The organism is Bacillus sp. MC1252 (assembly GCF_056838025.1).
In genome coordinates this window covers 2,660,236-2,673,179 of the sequence record NZ_CM166369.1, presented here as the reverse complement: position 1 = coordinate 2,673,179, position 12,944 = coordinate 2,660,236, and the positions used below count along the sequence as shown (strand labels likewise).

General features: G+C 42.0%; 15 protein-coding genes. 8 read left to right on the top strand and 7 right to left on the bottom strand.

Annotated elements, in window-relative coordinates; genetic code table 11:
* The first annotated feature begins 13 nt into the window (after positions 1 to 13).
* From ACYH0L_RS13690 to ACYH0L_RS13675, 4 genes are all read left to right on the top strand, one after another.
* Positions 14 to 1,303, top strand: coding sequence for a Gfo/Idh/MocA family protein (locus ACYH0L_RS13690; RefSeq protein ID WP_482354105.1), 1,290 nt, complete (start codon positions 14 to 16; stop codon positions 1,301 to 1,303).
* A gap of 24 nt (positions 1,304 to 1,327) precedes the next feature.
* Positions 1,328 to 2,011, top strand: coding sequence for a YesL family protein (locus tag ACYH0L_RS13685; RefSeq protein WP_249704943.1), 684 nt, complete (start codon positions 1,328 to 1,330; stop codon positions 2,009 to 2,011).
* A gap of 54 nt (positions 2,012 to 2,065) precedes the next feature.
* Complete coding sequence (locus tag ACYH0L_RS13680; protein ID WP_017358336.1) at positions 2,066 to 2,377, top strand: rhodanese-like domain-containing protein; 312 nt, start codon at positions 2,066 to 2,068, stop codon at positions 2,375 to 2,377.
* A gap of 100 nt (positions 2,378 to 2,477) precedes the next feature.
* Positions 2,478 to 2,660: a sporulation protein Cse60 gene (locus ACYH0L_RS13675; protein WP_003217582.1), complete on the top strand. Its 183-nt coding sequence runs from the start codon at positions 2,478 to 2,480 to the stop codon at positions 2,658 to 2,660.
* 46 nt (positions 2,661 to 2,706) lie between these two features.
* On the opposite strand, the gene ACYH0L_RS13670 is transcribed toward ACYH0L_RS13675, so the two are convergent.
* From ACYH0L_RS13670 to ACYH0L_RS13650, 5 genes are all read right to left on the bottom strand, one after another.
* A complete protein-coding gene (locus tag ACYH0L_RS13670; RefSeq protein ID WP_230031106.1) occupies positions 2,707 to 2,835 on the bottom strand; it encodes a CbrC family protein in 129 nt (42 codons plus the stop codon).
* A gap of 124 nt (positions 2,836 to 2,959) precedes the next feature.
* Positions 2,960 to 3,091: a CbrC family protein gene (locus ACYH0L_RS13665; protein ID WP_230031073.1), complete on the bottom strand. Its 132-nt coding sequence runs from the start codon at positions 3,089 to 3,091 to the stop codon at positions 2,960 to 2,962.
* A gap of 39 nt (positions 3,092 to 3,130) precedes the next feature.
* The gene (gene opuD / locus ACYH0L_RS13660) at positions 3,131 to 4,663 is read right to left on the bottom strand and encodes a glycine betaine transporter OpuD (RefSeq protein WP_099726816.1); all 1,533 of its coding nucleotides are present in this window, start codon (positions 4,661 to 4,663) and stop codon (positions 3,131 to 3,133) included.
* Between the two features lie 140 nt (positions 4,664 to 4,803).
* Positions 4,804 to 5,001: a hypothetical protein gene (locus tag ACYH0L_RS13655; RefSeq protein ID WP_034322495.1), complete on the bottom strand. Its 198-nt coding sequence runs from the start codon at positions 4,999 to 5,001 to the stop codon at positions 4,804 to 4,806.
* Positions 4,998 to 6,269: a BaiN/RdsA family NAD(P)/FAD-dependent oxidoreductase gene (locus ACYH0L_RS13650; RefSeq protein ID WP_482354104.1), complete on the bottom strand. Its 1,272-nt coding sequence runs from the start codon at positions 6,267 to 6,269 to the stop codon at positions 4,998 to 5,000. Before ACYH0L_RS13650 ends, ACYH0L_RS13655 begins: the two co-directional genes overlap by 4 nt.
* Positions 6,270 to 6,444: 175 nt before the next feature.
* Between ACYH0L_RS13650 and ACYH0L_RS13645 the strand changes: the two genes are divergently transcribed.
* On the top strand, positions 6,445 to 8,067 hold the full coding sequence (locus tag ACYH0L_RS13645) for a putative polysaccharide biosynthesis protein (protein WP_099726818.1): 1,623 nt from the start codon (positions 6,445 to 6,447) through the stop codon (positions 8,065 to 8,067).
* A gap of 16 nt (positions 8,068 to 8,083) precedes the next feature.
* A complete protein-coding gene (locus ACYH0L_RS13640) occupies positions 8,084 to 8,800 on the top strand; it encodes a pseudouridine synthase (RefSeq protein WP_099726819.1) in 717 nt (238 codons plus the stop codon).
* A gap of 54 nt (positions 8,801 to 8,854) precedes the next feature.
* Here ACYH0L_RS13640 and ACYH0L_RS13635 read toward each other — a convergent pair whose 3' ends face one another.
* Complete coding sequence (locus tag ACYH0L_RS13635; protein ID WP_008356419.1) at positions 8,855 to 9,076, bottom strand: DeoR family transcriptional regulator; 222 nt, start codon at positions 9,074 to 9,076, stop codon at positions 8,855 to 8,857.
* 369 nt (positions 9,077 to 9,445) lie between these two features.
* Entirely contained in the window at positions 9,446 to 10,744 is a 1,299-nt protein-coding gene (locus ACYH0L_RS13630; protein WP_482354103.1) for an NCS2 family permease, read from the bottom strand.
* Positions 10,745 to 10,838: 94 nt separating this feature from the next.
* Here ACYH0L_RS13630 and pepV point away from each other — a divergent pair, with 94 nt between their 5' ends.
* On the top strand, positions 10,839 to 12,239 hold the full coding sequence (gene pepV / locus ACYH0L_RS13625) for a dipeptidase PepV (RefSeq protein ID WP_482354102.1): 1,401 nt from the start codon (positions 10,839 to 10,841) through the stop codon (positions 12,237 to 12,239).
* A gap of 29 nt (positions 12,240 to 12,268) precedes the next feature.
* Positions 12,269 to 12,889: a Type 1 glutamine amidotransferase-like domain-containing protein gene (locus ACYH0L_RS13620; RefSeq protein ID WP_482354101.1), complete on the top strand. Its 621-nt coding sequence runs from the start codon at positions 12,269 to 12,271 to the stop codon at positions 12,887 to 12,889.
* Positions 12,890 to 12,944 lie beyond the last annotated feature (55 nt).

The window sequence follows — 12,944 nt, the reverse complement described above, 5'->3', positions numbered from 1 at the left end:
AGGGGTGGGGAATGTGAAACGGGTCGTGATTTGCGGGCTCAGTCATCGCGCGTTCAATATGTTTATTAAACCGCTTATAGAGGATTTCAATGAGCATTACAGAATCACAGGGCTCCTAGATATAGATGATCAGCGGTATATTCTCTGTCAGGAGCGGTTTTCATCACTGAGAGGGGTCTCATTTTTTCATGAGGATGCATTTGATCAGATGGTGAAGGAAGTAAAGCCAGACATCGTCATTGTGGCAGGACGGGATGATACGCATGTCACGTATATCATGCAGGCGCTTGACCATGATCTTGATGTCATCACTGAAAAGCCAATGGTGACAACAGCAAAAGACGCGAAAAAAGTGATGGATAAAGAGGCAGAGAGCAAAGGGAAGGTGACGGTCACCTTTAATTATCGCTACAATCCATTTCATCGGAAGGTGAAAGAGCTCATTTTAGACGGGAAGATAGGAAGGGTCACCTCTGTTGAACTGAGCTGGCTCATTGATACGTATCATGGAGCCAGTTATTTCAAAAGGTGGAATCGCACACGTCAATTCTCTGGAGGCCTGTCTATTCATAAGTCGACCCATCATTTTGATTTGGTCAACTGGTGGATAGATCAAAAGCCGAAACAAGTATTTGCCTATGGGGCGCTGAATTATTATGGAAACGAAAGTCCTTGGAATCCCTTACAGGATGAGGAAAACAGATATTGCGGAACATGTCATGTGAAAGATACATGTCATTATGAAGCAAGGTGGAATCCGCGGGTACAGCGCTCAAAGGTGGAGGATGATCATATTGAATCAGGTCAGGAACAGTCACAGCAGTACTCAAATTACCGCCCAGATGCCTGTATTTTTGATAAGGAAATTGATATTGAGGATACGTATGTGGCGTCAGTGGCTTATGACCAAGGTGCTCTGCTCAGCTATTCGATTCAATTTTCAGCTCCATATGAAGGGTACCGGCTTGCGATAAATGGGACGAAGGGACGCATTGAAACAAATGAGTTTCATGTACCAGCAAGAATTCCTTTTCAATTCCCGGAACAAACGATTTCTTACTACCCGATGTTTGGCGGAAAAGAAACGATAGAAGTCGTGAAACAGCCAGGCGGACATGGCGGCGGAGATCCGCTGCTGCTAGCAGATTTATTTTTAGGAAAAGATCCGTTGATTCACTATGACATTTCGGCAGGGGCAGAGGCTGGTGCTTATTCGATTGCACTTGGAGAAGGCATGTGGCGCTCTGTCGCAGAAAAACGTCCAATCGAAATAGAAGAATTGTTTCAAAAAGAGACGGTGTAAAGAGAAAGAGAGGAGGGAAAAGAGATGGATCATGATGGATCAATGAGCAGGATGCTGCTGATGTGTGAGTGGGTGATGCGGCTTGCCTATACCAATTTGCTATGGCTTTTGTTCACATTACTGGGGCTTGGGGTCTTTGGCTTCATGCCTGCGACAACTGCGTTATTTTCCGTAATGAGAAAGTGGATACAAGGGCACGAGCAAGTCAAAGTCTTCCGCACCTTTTGGAAGGTATACCGCGAGGAGTTTGTACGCTCTAATCTGATTGGCGTGGTGCTGCTCATGATTGGAACGATTATTTATGTAGACCTTGCTTATATTTATCCAACGAGCTGGTTTTTACATGTGCTTCGCTTTGCCATTTATATCTTTGGTTTTCTGTTTATTGTCAGCTTGTTTTATATTTTTCCGCTGCTTGCTCATTATGATTGGAAAAAGCGTCTCTATCTGAAATTCTCCCTTCTGCTTGGTCTCTCCTATTTGCAATATACGCTCTCTATGCTTGTTTTCTCGGCTATCCTATTTGTCCTATTTGCTTATTTGCCGGGGATCGTGCCGTTTTTTAGTGTGAGCATTCTTGCGTATGGCCACATGTGGCTAGCCTATCAAGTATTTAAAAAGATAGAGTTTGAAAGTGAGCAGCAGGCAGTAGATGTGCAGAAACGATTGCCATCTTTCCTTCAATCGAAGCGGGTGAATACGCAGTGATGTGAATGATTTGCTATAATGGTGTCACCGTGAACAAAAGGAGAGGTGAGAGTCGTGTCCGTAAAAGAAATCTCAATAGAAGAATTAAAACAAAAACTAGAGCAAGAAGAAGCCATTCAGCTAGTTGACGTACGTGAGGATGAAGAGGTAGCAGAAGGCATGATCCCAGAAGCAGTCCATATTCGAATGGGAGATATCCCTGAAAAGCTGGATGCGTTCGATAAAACGCAGGAATATTATATTATTTGTCGTTCTGGTAAACGTAGTGAAAATGTCTGCTATTTCCTAGAAGACCAAGGCTACCAAGCGACCAATGTGGTTGGCGGGATGCTTGCATGGACAGGAGAAACAAAACCGAAGCTGTAAAAAGGAGTCCTTTCATCGATGAGATGGAAGGCTTTTTTGTTCATATGCCCGTCTCTATGTGCATAAAGATAGAGTAGCGAGAGAAGGGAGAGTGGCATATGTGCTAAAGGTAGCTGTATTTGATGAAGAACACGAAAAGGATTTACAGAGCGAAATCAATTTATTTTTAAAAGGAATGGATGACGACCAAATCATTGACATCAAGTACAATGTAGCAGTGATCTGTGAGCAAGGAGGAGAACAGCTCTATTGTTTTTCTGCGCTCATTTTATATAAAAAATAGACGGCATCAAAAAAGGACCTGTGTGAAGGGTCCTTTTTCTCTTTGATTAACTTGCGTCAATATATAAACGATGCTTGTTGCAGTGAACACATTGAAAGAGATAGCCTTGTAAGTCTCCTCCGTTGACGAGCCATTGCTTAAGGTTCTCTTTCGTTAATCCTCCACCACTACAAATGTCTTCGATATCCTCTGAGAGCCCTTCCTCTAAATGTTCAATCTCTTTCCACTCGACTTATTGGACAATCGCGCAAAAATCTCCGCAATAACCTGGCGTTCTGAAGATGAGTTCTTCTACATCTTCAACGGAATAAAATGGACCATGATACACATAAATCTCTTTCTTTCTCACAAACAGGACATGTCGTATGCTCTTTTTTGATCACGTTTAATGAAATTGGGTCTGGGTTGTACTTGAACGTAGGTAACGTCATAAAAAAAGCCGTTCGGATAACGGCTTTTTCTTCTTGCGATTATGCTTTTTTTACTCTTGGACTTCTTGGTTTATTGACTTTGTTTGCTTGTTTGATTGCCTTTCGTTCATCATTTAATGATCTATACAGCGATACGATCATCAAAATGATGACAACTGAGAACGGCAAAGCTGCTAGTTTTGCTGTATTTTGCAAGGCTTCAAGCCCGCCTGAAAATAAAAGCACTGCAGCAACAGCTGATTGGATGATGCCCCAGGTGATCTTCACACTATTAGCTGGATTTAATGATCCATAGGTTGTCTGCATCCCTAGTACGAATGTAGCTGAATCTGCTGATGTGATAAAGAATACAGCAATTAAGATAAGTGCCAAAATGGACGTAATCATGGAGAGTGGGTATTCATTTAATACTCCAAACAGCATGGTTTCAGTGGACATGTTAGCAACATCGACGATATTGTTTTGTTGTAAGTCCATAGCTGATACCCCGAAGATAGAGAACCATAGGAAAACGAGTATTGAAGGAGCCACTAAGACACCTATTAAAAATTCTCGAATGGTTCTTCCGCGTGAAACCCTTGCAATAAAAATTCCGACAAATGGAGACCAAGAGATCCACCATGCCCAATAGAAGATTGTCCATCCATTAATCCATTCTCTTTTTTCAAAATCATTTGGTGATAATCTAAAGCTCATTTGAACAATATTTGATAAGTATTGTCCGATTGAATCTGTAAATGAATTTAAAATATAAACAGTTGGCCCAACAATGAGTAAAAAGATCATGAGTAAAGCAGCAAGAATCATATTTGTGTTACTTAAATATTTAATACCTTTACCAATTCCGCTCCAAGAAGAGATAAGGAACAGAACCGTAACGATTGCAATAATGATGAGCTGAGTCATGAAGTTATTTGGTAGGCCGAATAAATAACTTAATCCTCCATTAATTTGTGCGGCACCTAGTCCTAAACTAGTCGCTACACCAACCACTGTTGCAAATACCGCGATACAATCAATGGTTTTTCCAATCCATCCGTGAATTCTGTTTCCGAATACTGGATATAGGGTTGAACTAATTAATCCAGGCGCATCTTTTCTAAATTTGAAGTATGCAATGCAAAGTGCGACAATCGCATAAATGGTCCATGCATGAAGTCCCCAGTGGAAAAAAGTATAACGAAGGGAATCGCGGAATGCCTGTGCGGTTTCAGTCTCACCTGTTGGTGACTGAATGGCATAGTGGCTGATCGGTTCAGCTGCTCCGTAAAAAACAAGACCAATTCCCATACCAGCACTAAATAGCATAGCAAACCAAGAAAACAGACCAAATTCAGGCTCTTCGCCCGGCTTTCCTAGCGTAATTTTGCCGATTGGGCTAAAGATAAAGAATAGACAAAAGCCGACTAGCAGTGATACCACTAATAAGTAATACCAGCCAAAGTCATTTGTAATGTATGTTTGAATTTGATCCGTCACATTTTGCAATGTTTCTGGAGAAAAAGCCCCCCATAGAACGGCAACAAATGTGATCGCAATCACAATCCAAAATACACTTGATACGTTTTTCACACCATCTCACTCTCCTGTTGTTCTACACGTTTAAGCAGAGGATTTTGTTTAATATCCCCTATCTCAACTATTTTCAAACAAAAAGAGGCGAGTTTCTCACTCGTCCTCCATTTTACCGTAACATGTTTCCCTTCCATTTATCAACCATCGATATGTGAAGATGATTTTTCCTCAATTCGTTTGCGAAGACGGTAGACATATTCTTTTAAACAAACTGCGAAAATGGTAAACGCCAAAACAATGGCGACTTTTAACGGGGTAATCGACAGCTTCATGAAAACAGCGGCTGTCAAACTAATAACGACCGCAAGTACAATTGGAAGTGCGCGTCTGATCATTGATCTCTCTCCTTTACTTCTAGTGCAGCATTCATGCCAGCAAGCCTGCCTGTCACAAGTGCTGACGTGATATTGTAGCCGCCTGTGTAACCATGGATGTCTAAAATTTCTCCGCAGAAATAAAGACCGGCCATTTTTTTAGATGCCATTTTTTTCGGTTCAATCTCTTTGACAGAAACGCCGCCTCCTGTGACAAACGCTTTGTCCAAGGATAATGTACCATTTGCATGAACGATGAAATGTTTGCAATCATGGGCAAACGCACGCAGTTTATCCTTGGCAAGGCCAGAAAATGTGTCCTGCGGATCAATACCGTTCCGTTCTAAAAGGAACAATAAATAGCGTTCTTGCATCCAAGACTTCAATACATTTTTAATCGCTTTTTTTGGTTCGTCCTTTAGGGCATGATGAAGCTTTTGAAACAATTCCTCATCATGAAGCTTCGGATATAGGTCAATTTGCAGGCGGACTGTCGGCTGCTTTTTCAGTTCCTTCACAACAAACCCGCTGCATCTAAGAACAGCTGGGCCTGATAAACCAAAGTGAGTGAAGATCATATCCATGACATGTGTGACGACGGGTTTCCCTTTTTTATTTAAAACACTGACAGCCACACTTCTTAAAGAAAGACCTTGAAGCACTTTTTCTTTAATAAATCGTTCATCTGATGTGACTGGTACCTCTGTTGGGTAAAGCTCTGTAATGGTATGTCCGGCTGCTTCTGCCCATGCATAGCCGTCACCAGTAGAGCCGGTATGCGGCACACTTTTTCCGCCGACAGCAATGACGACAGCCTTACTTGAAATTTTTTCATCATTATTTGTAACAATTCCAGCTGCTTGTCCGTCTTGATACAGAACCGTTTTAATCTTTTCGTTCGTTCGAATGGTGACATTGAGGGCGCGGAGCCTGTCTAGAAGGGCATCCACAACAGATTGTGCTTTGTTTGAGACAGGGAACATACGTCCATGGTCTTCTTCTTTTAGTTCAATGCCGAGGTTTTCAAAAAACGAAATAATATCCTCGTTATTGAACTCAGAAAATGCACTATATAGAAAACGGCCGTTTCCGGGAATATGCTTGATGATTTCTTCTACTGGAAGGCGATTGGTGACGTTGCAGCGTCCACCGCCAGAAATGGCCAGCTTTCTGCCAAGTTTGTTTCCTTTGTCAATTAACAGAACAGTTGCGCCGTGCTCTGCCGATGCAATCGCGGCCATCAGTCCAGAAGGTCCACCGCCAATGACAATGACATCATAATGTTTCATGTTACATTCCTCTTTCTACTTTCAGTCATTTCTCTATTATAACGAAGATTGGACAAGGCTGAAATATGAATTGATTGGTTTTGTGACTTCTGTATTGGAATTGTTACCTGTGCGATGAAATGATGTGGTAAAATAGTTAAGTTGAATATTCATTAGAAAAATGGTGGTTAAGCGCATGTCTAATAAACTGCTTCGTGGTACGTTGGTTTTAACGATTGGGACGTATCTCTCTCGTATTCTTGGTATGATTTACTTAATTCCATTTAGCGCAATGGTTGGAGCTACTGGTGGTGCGCTATTCCAATATGGATACAATCAGTATACGATCTTTTTAAGTATTGCTACGCTTGGTTTTCCAACAGCGGTATCAAAATTTGTCTCCAAATATAATGCAATCGGCGATTATGAAACAACTAGAAAAATGTTCAGGGCGGGTATGTCGGTCATGCTTGTCACCGGTATTATCGCCTTTTCTCTTTTATATTTGACCGCACCGATTTTTGCCAAGATTCAGCTTGGCGGATCGAATGAAACAGGCGGTTTGACCGTCGATCAAGTGGTGTATGTGATTCGGATGGTGAGTTTAGGTCTTTTGGTTGTACCAATCATGAGTCTTGTGCGAGGGTTCTTCCAAGGACACTCTATGATGGGACCGACAGCTGTTTCCCAAGTCATCGAGCAACTTGTCAGAATCATCTTCCTATTAACAGCGACGTTTATTATTTTAAAGGTGCTTGATGGTGGGCTTGTTATTGCTGTCGGATATGCAACATTTGCCGCGCTTATCGGCGCATTTGGCGGATTATTTACGCTTTATTTATATTGGCTGAAGCGGAAAGACCGTCTCCTATCTATGCAGCCGAATACAGGTGCTTACTCTGGTTTGACTTATAAGCAAATGTTTACAGAGCTGTTTAGTTATGCAGCACCTTATGTGTTTGTTGGACTTGCGATTCCAATTTATTCTTATATCGATACAAATACAATTAACAGAGCCATGATTGCATCAGGACATCAGGATATTAGTACAGCGGTACTGTCCATTGTGACGTTATATTTACCGAAGCTAGTCATGATCCCTGTGTCACTTGCAACAGCGTTTGGCTTAACATTGATTCCGACGATTACAGAATCATTTACAGCACGTAATTACAAGCTACTCAATCGGCAAATTGATCAAACGATGCAGGTCATTCTATTCTTCGTACTGCCTGCTTCATTTGGAATCTCTGCTTTGGCAGGACCGGTTTATTGGTTTTTCTATCCGTCTGTTCATCCTGAGATTGGGATATCTATTTTGTTCTGGTATGCGCCTGTTGCGTTATTGTTTTCTTTATTCACCATTAACGCAGCGATTTTGCAGGGGATTAACAAACAAAAATTTGCCATTGTCAGTCTTTTGTTAGGGATCATCATTAAAACGGTTCTGAATATCCCGCTCATTAGCTGGCTGCAAGGAAATGGTTCTGTGCTTGCAACTGCACTAGGCTACAGTGCGTCGATCTTGTATATGTTCATCATGATTAAGCGCCATGCAGGCTATTCATTCCGCAGGATTTTCAAACGTTTTATACTCATAAGCATTTTAACAGCAATCATGGCTGTTGTGGCTTATGTGACATGTCAGCTTGTGAGTCAATTGATCTCCTATGAAGGCGGAATTGTACAAGCTGGTATCGTTATTTTGATTTCAATGATGACTGGCGGCGGTGTGTATATGTTCTTATCTTACAAGGTTGGATTACTAGAGCGTGTACTTGGCAGCCGGATGCCGTCATTTTTAAGAAAAAAGAGTTAAGAAGAGGTGGATATTCATGAGGCTTGATAAATTGCTTGCCAATAGCGGCTTTGGTTCAAGAAAAGATGTGAAGAAGCTGGTCAAAGCCCGGGCTGTCACAGTGAATGGGGAAGTGGCGAAGCAGGTGAAAGATCATGTCGATCCATCAAATGATGAAGTGCTCGTACACGGAGAGCGTGTTGAGTATAAAGAATTCATTTATTTAATGATGAACAAGCCAGATGGCGTCATTTCGGCAACGGAGGATCTGCGAGATGAAACGGTTGTCGATTTACTCGAGCCGGAGGATATCGCAAGGGAGCCATTCCCTGTGGGGAGACTTGATAAGGATACAGTCGGTCTTCTCCTCCTCACAAATGATGGGCAGCTCGCTCATCAATTACTTTCTCCGAAAAAGCATGTCCCGAAAACGTATGAAGTTCATCTGAAATACCCTTTAGGAGATCAAGACATTGAGCGTCTCGAGCAGGGGGTTGTCATTTTAGACGATTATCACACGAAGCCGGCAAAGGTTGAGGTAGATGCGAATGAAGACGAAGATACACGCATCCGTTTAACGATTACCGAAGGGAAATACCATCAAGTGAAACTGATGGCACAAGCGGTGGGCAATGAAGTGATCTTTTTAAAACGGTTGTCGATGGGACCTGTCTCATTAGATGAAGATCTAGCCCCCGGGGAGTACCGAGAATTGAAGGAAGAAGAATTAGACAGCTTAATCAATCGAGAATAGAAAAAGAACCGGCATATCGCCGGTTCTTTTGTTATATGGACAGTCATTAGACGCTTAAGATGATATTTTTACTTTTTTTCTCGTTGTTTCCCATTTGCCCCTGCTTGGACTATGAACAAGATCGTTATAGGCAAGCACGTTTAAGTCTCTTTGAATGGTTCTAGGTGTGATCCCGAATTCATCAACCAGCTCTTGTGTCGTCACAAGACCTTTCTCTTGAATGAACATATAGACTGATTTAATTCGAGTCATCATACGGTTTGTTGAAGGTTTCAAAAAACCACTCCCTATCAATAAGATCGGATGGACTTGACTAACCACAACTTACTACACTAAAACTGCGAAATAAGGACATGCAACAATGGTAAATGTTCGTGTTTCTTATTGTTTTATTCTATTATACACGTTATTATGCATCTAGTTCCACCAAAAAGTCAACTTTACGTGATTTTTAATTTGTCTTCATGAAATAAAATATGTTACATAACATGAATTGAATACGGTTATAACCCAATAAACATAAGGAATAAGACGAAGAATGTCTCTTTAGAAAAACAAAAATAAACACAGAAAATTTACAAAATAAAAAATTGATATTTACAAAAAGACACATTCCTCATTTGAAATGTGCCTTTTTTGTTTCTGTTATCCTTCTAAGAAAAAGAGCTGAATGAAAAATAAGACGGCAAAAATGAGCACAAGAATATGGACTTCTTTCCATTTCCCTTTCGCTAATTTCACAAGTGGATATGAAATAAATCCGAGTGAAATCCCTGTAGAGATACTAGATGTCAGCGGCATGGAGAGAATAACAAGAAAAGCAGGAAATGCTTCGTCAAGCTCGTTCCAGCGAATGCGTGACACTGAGTTCATCATCAAACAGCCGACAATGATTAAAACAGGTGATGTGATGGAAGGTAAGGAAGAAATGGCTTGAACTAATGGGCCAAAAAACAAGGCCACAATAAACAGTGCAGCGGCCGTTAAAGAAGTCAGTCCAGTTCTTCCTCCAGCAGCAACCCCTGAGGATGATTCAATATAAGCGGTGGTTGGGCTTGTTCCAAACATAGAGCCAACCGTCGTCGCAGCAGAGTCAGCGAGCAAGGCTCTGCGCACCTTTGGCAGCTGGCCATTTTTCATTAATCCTGCTTGTTCCGCCACCCCGATCATTGTTCCAGTTGTATCAAAAATCGTGACAAGTAAGAATGAGAAGACAACGGCATATAAATGATGAGAGAACACATCACCAAAGGCAGCGAATGGATTTGTAATCAGCATCCCTTCAGGCAGAGCTGGGACGTCCATCAGCATTTTAGGGAAATGAAGCTGGCCTGTCGCGAGCGCAATCAATGTGGTCGCTAACATGCCGATAAACAGGGCTCCATTTACTTGAAGAACCATTAAAATAACTGAAATCATTAAACCAACGAGCGTTAAAATGACAACTGGTGAGTTTAAGTTGCCAAGCTTCACAAGATTCTCCGGGTCAGCTGCAATGATGCCAGACTGCCGGAGACCGATGAACGCAATGAAAAGCCCGATTCCTGCTGTGATCCCGTACTTTAAATTATCTGGAATCGCTTGAATCAGTTGTTTTCTAAGGGATGTTAACGATAAAATAATAAAGAGTATACCAGCAACAAATACCGCACTGAACGCCGTTTGATAGCTGATGCCGCCACCGCCGACAACTGTAAAGGTGAAATAGACATTCAGTCCCATGCCTGGTGCAATGGCAATCGGATAGTTTGCAAATAGTGCCATCCAGAGCGTACCGACGACAGCAGCGATGATAGTTGCAGTAAAGACTTGGTCAAAAGGAATGCCTGCTTTTGAAAGAATTCCTGGGTTGACGGCTACAATATATACCATAGTAAAGAATGTCGTCATACCAGCGAGTAATTCTTTCTTTATGTTGGTTTGGTTTTCTTTTAATTGAAACATAAAATCCTCCATTTACGAACATTATTACAAAACAATTAATATAATATTCGTTTTAAGGATGGATTGCAACCTTTTTTCAAGGAGGAATGGAATAATGAATTGGGAAGCTGAAGTGATACGAAAAAAAGAAGATCTGATTAAGGATACACAATCTTTTTTGCAAATTGAAAGTGTCCTTGATGAAGAAGGTGGAACAGAAGGGAAGCCGTTCGGTGAAAAAGTGGATGAGGCCCTTCAGTACATGCTGAAAAAAGGAAAAGACGAAGGCTTCACAGTAAAGAATGTCGATGGCTATGCAGGTCATATTGAATATGGACAAGGCGAAGACATTGTAGGTGTGCTATGCCATGTGGACGTGGTGCCCGCAGGTGACGGCTGGACAACCCCGCCATTTTCAGCGGATATCAGAGAAAATAGAATCTTTGCAAGAGGGGCCATTGATGATAAAGGGCCAACCATGGCCGCTTTCTACGCTCTTAAGATGTTAAAAGATGCGGGTATGCAGCTGTCGAAAAAGATTCGAATGATCATCGGAACAGATGAAGAAAGCGATTGGCGCTGTGTGGACCATTATTTCAAGCATGAAGCGATGCCGCAAATTGGCTTTGCGCCAGATGCTGATTTTCCGATTATTCATGCTGAAAAAGGGATCATTGATGCCATTGTGTCATTTACATATCAACAAACAGAGGACAATAAATGCTATACACTCAAGCAATTCACATCAGGGATGAGGCTCAATATGGTACCAGATGAGGCAGCTGCCACTGTGACAGCTGCACAGGAACATGATGCAGAAGCGTTAAAAGCAGCTTTTGAAGCCTATCTCGCTGAAAATCAATTATCCGGTGAGGCAAAGAACACAGCGGATGGGCTGCATTTCACATTAAAAGGTGTATCAGTCCATGCAATGGAGCCGGCGCATGGCACGAATGCGGGCATTCATATGGCGAATTTCTTATGTGGGCATGATGTAGATGAACAAGGGCTTGCCTTTACATCACAAATAAAGTCTTTATTTGATCAGGACACACGAGGACAAAAGCTAGGAATTGCTTGTAATGATGACATTAGCGGCGACTTAACCCTAAATGTTGGAACGATCCGCTATACGCAAAACGAGGAAGCAAAGCTAGGGTTAAATGTCCGCTATCCAGTGACAGCAGACGGCAAGGACGTCAGAAAAGGGATTGAAAGCATCAAAGGGGCATCCATTGAGAAATTCGATGACAGCCCTCCGCATCACGTCTCAAAAGATCATCCACTTGTGAAAACATTGCAGCGGGTATATGAGGAACAAACTGGAGATCCAGCAACTCTGATTGCCATTGGAGGAGGAACGTATGCGAGATCTTTAGAAGCAGGAGTTGCCTTTGGCCCTCTATTCCCTGGCAGACCAGATTGCGCCCATCAAAAGGATGAATATATCGAAATCGATGACTTACTAAGAGCAACAGCTCTATATGCACAAGCTATGTATGAATTGGCAAAATAGAAAAAGGTAAAGAGAAGAGGGGATTCACAGTGAAAAAAATGTTCTTATGCTCTTCATTCAAAGACAGCTATTCTCTCTTGTCTGACTTTGCGGGTGAATCATTAAAAGGAAAAAGCGTGACGTTTATTCCAACAGCTAGTGCTGTGGAAGAAGTAACGCACTATGTGGAGGCAGCAAAAGAGGCCTTTCATCAATTAGATATGCCATTAGAGACTGTTCAAATGGCTGAGCATACTGCCCAAGAGATCACACATATGATCGAACGAAATGATGTCATCTACGTATCAGGAGGCAGTACCTTTTATTTGTTACAGGAATTACGAAAGCATCGCCTCGATCACGTCTTGAAAGAAGAAATGAGCAAAGGCAAGCTGTACATTGGAGAATCAGCAGGGAGTATCATCATGGCGCCAAGCATTGAATATATTTCATTGATGGATGATCCGGAGAAGGCGCCGGAGCTGTCATCGTTTCAAGGGATCAATGAAATCAGCAGCTATCCGGTACCGCATATGCAACATGCCTATTTAGGTGAAGCCGCGCAGCAAATTATCGAGCAGCATCAGCATACGCTTGCTATATGCCCACTCACTGATGAACAGGTTTTACTCGTTACAGGTGAGCAGGCTGAGGTGAAGTCGGTCAAATAGACGTGACCGTGAAACAACGAAGAAAAAGGAACAGGGATTCATCCCCCTGTTTCAG

What these genes read in the sequence shown, in the direction of transcription:
- ACYH0L_RS13685 (WP_249704943.1), top strand. Translation starts at nt 1,328, where the DNA reads ATGGATCATGATGGATCAATGAGCAGGATGCTGCTGATGTGTGAGTGG.
- ACYH0L_RS13665 (WP_230031073.1), bottom strand. Translation starts at nt 3,091, where the DNA reads ATGACGTTACCTACGTTCAAGTACAACCCAGACCCAATTTCATTAAAC.
- ACYH0L_RS13655 (WP_034322495.1), bottom strand. Translation starts at nt 5,001, where the DNA reads ATGATCAGACGCGCACTTCCAATTGTACTTGCGGTCGTTATTAGTTTG.
- ACYH0L_RS13650 (WP_482354104.1), bottom strand. Translation starts at nt 6,269, where the DNA reads ATGAAACATTATGATGTCATTGTCATTGGCGGTGGACCTTCTGGACTG.
- ACYH0L_RS13645 (WP_099726818.1), top strand. Translation starts at nt 6,445, where the DNA reads ATGTCTAATAAACTGCTTCGTGGTACGTTGGTTTTAACGATTGGGACG.
- ACYH0L_RS13640 (WP_099726819.1), top strand. Translation starts at nt 8,084, where the DNA reads ATGAGGCTTGATAAATTGCTTGCCAATAGCGGCTTTGGTTCAAGAAAA.
- ACYH0L_RS13630 (WP_482354103.1), bottom strand. Translation starts at nt 10,744, where the DNA reads ATGTTTCAATTAAAAGAAAACCAAACCAACATAAAGAAAGAATTACTC.
- pepV (WP_482354102.1), top strand. Translation starts at nt 10,839, where the DNA reads ATGAATTGGGAAGCTGAAGTGATACGAAAAAAAGAAGATCTGATTAAG.